The following is a 1,745-nucleotide window of genomic DNA, read 5'->3' as shown; positions in this document are numbered from 1 at the left end:
CCGAGTGAGCCGGTGGCTCCGGTCAGCAGGACGGTTCCGTCGGGGTCCAAGGGCTTGGGCAGGGTCAGCGCGACCTTGCCGACATGACGCGCCTGGCTCAGGAAGCGCAGGGCCTCCGGGGCGTGCGCGACGTCCCACGCCGTGATCGGCGGCGGCGCGAGCACCCCCGATTCGAAGAGCGCGACCAGCTCGGCCAGGATCTCCCGGATCCGGTCCGGACCCGCGTCCTGCACGTCGTACGCCGCGTACCGCACCCCCGCGTGGTCGGCGGCCACCTGCTCCGGGTCCCGGATGTCGGTCTTCCCGATCTCCAGGAAGCGGCCGCCGTGGGGGAGGAGGCGCAGGGAGGCGTCGACGTATTCCTTGGCGAGGGCGTCGAGGACGACGTCCATGCCGTGGCCGTCGGTGGCGGCCAGGAACTGGGTTTCGAAGTCGGTGGTGCGGGAGTTGGCGAGGTGGGCGTCGTCGAAGCCGAGGGCGCGCAGGGTGTCCCATTTGCCAAGGGAGGCGGTGCCGTAGACCTCGGCGCCGAGGTGGCGGGCGATCTGCACGGCCGCCATGCCGACGCCACCGGCCGCCGCGTGCACCAGCAGGCGCTCGCCCGCCGCCAGCCCCGCCAGGTCCACCAACCCGTAGTACGCCGTCAGGTACACCACCGGGATCACCGCGGCCTGCTGGTACGACATCCCCCGCGGGACGTGGGCCAGCGTGCGCTCATCGGCCACGCCCACGGGCCCGAGCGCCCCCGAGGGGATCATCCCGAACACCCGGTCACCGGGGGCGAACCGGCTGACGCCCGGCCCGACCTCGGTCACCACGCCCGCACCCTCGCCACCGATCCGCGCGTCGTCGCCCGGGTACATGCCCAGGCCGATCATCACGTCACGGAAGTTGAGGCCGCCCGCACGCAGCTCCACCCGAACCTGCCCGGGCAGCAGCTCCGCGGCCCCCTCCGGGTGCGCCACCAGGGCGAGGTTGCTCAGGGTGCCGCGGCTGGTGACGTCCACCCGCCAGCTGTCGAGCCCCTCGGGCGGAGTCAGGATCCCGCCCGCGTCGGCGGCCCGGACCAGCCGGGGCACGTACGCGGAGCCGTCGCGCACGGCGGCCTCGGGCACCCCGGCCGCGAGCGCGGCGACGACCGTGGCGGCCGCCTCCGCCCCGACCGGCGGCGCGTCCAGGTCGAGGAGCGCGAAACGGTCAGGGTTCTCCGTCCGCGCCGACCGTACGAGCCCCCAGAGCGCGGAGGCCGGCAGGTCCCGCACCTCGGGCCCGGTCCGGGTCGCCACCGCCCGGCGGGTGACCACCACCAGCTCGGAAGCGGTGAACCGGTCGTCACCGAGCCACTCCTGGAGCCTGCCGGTGACCTCCCGCACCAGGGCGTGCGTGGCCTCGGGCACCTCGACCCCCGGATCCCCGCCGAAGGTCACGAGTACCCGCGCGGGCACTTCGGCCCCGGCGTCCAGCGCCGCCCGCAACCCGTCGAAGTCCGCGTAGGCCGGTACGCCGCCCAGCGCCCCGGCCAGCCCGAGCGGATCGGCCCCGACCACCCCGACCCCACCGAGCCCGGCCCCGGCCGCATCACCGGCCGCGGCCAGCGGGCTCCACTCCAGCACGTGCAGCGGATTCGCCGGGGCGGCCGCGGGGCCGGCCAGCCGGGTGGGGTCGATGGTGCTGAGGGTGAGTTCGTCGATGGTGAGGGTGGGTGTTCCGGTGGGGTCGGTGAGGGTGATGTTGATGGTGGTGGG

Annotated in this window: 1 protein-coding gene; it reads right to left on the bottom strand. The window is 75.1% G+C overall.

Annotated features, from left to right (window positions below; translation table 11 throughout):
- A partial coding sequence (locus ACFWAR_RS39370; protein WP_385788542.1) for a zinc-binding dehydrogenase occupies positions 1 to 1,745 on the bottom strand: 1,745 nt, incomplete at both ends.

It is taken from the genome of Streptomyces sp. NPDC059917 (genome assembly GCF_042730635.1).
Lineage (GTDB): Bacteria > Actinomycetota > Actinomycetes > Streptomycetales > Streptomycetaceae > Streptomyces.
This window is presented reverse-complemented; position numbering and strand designations above follow the sequence as displayed.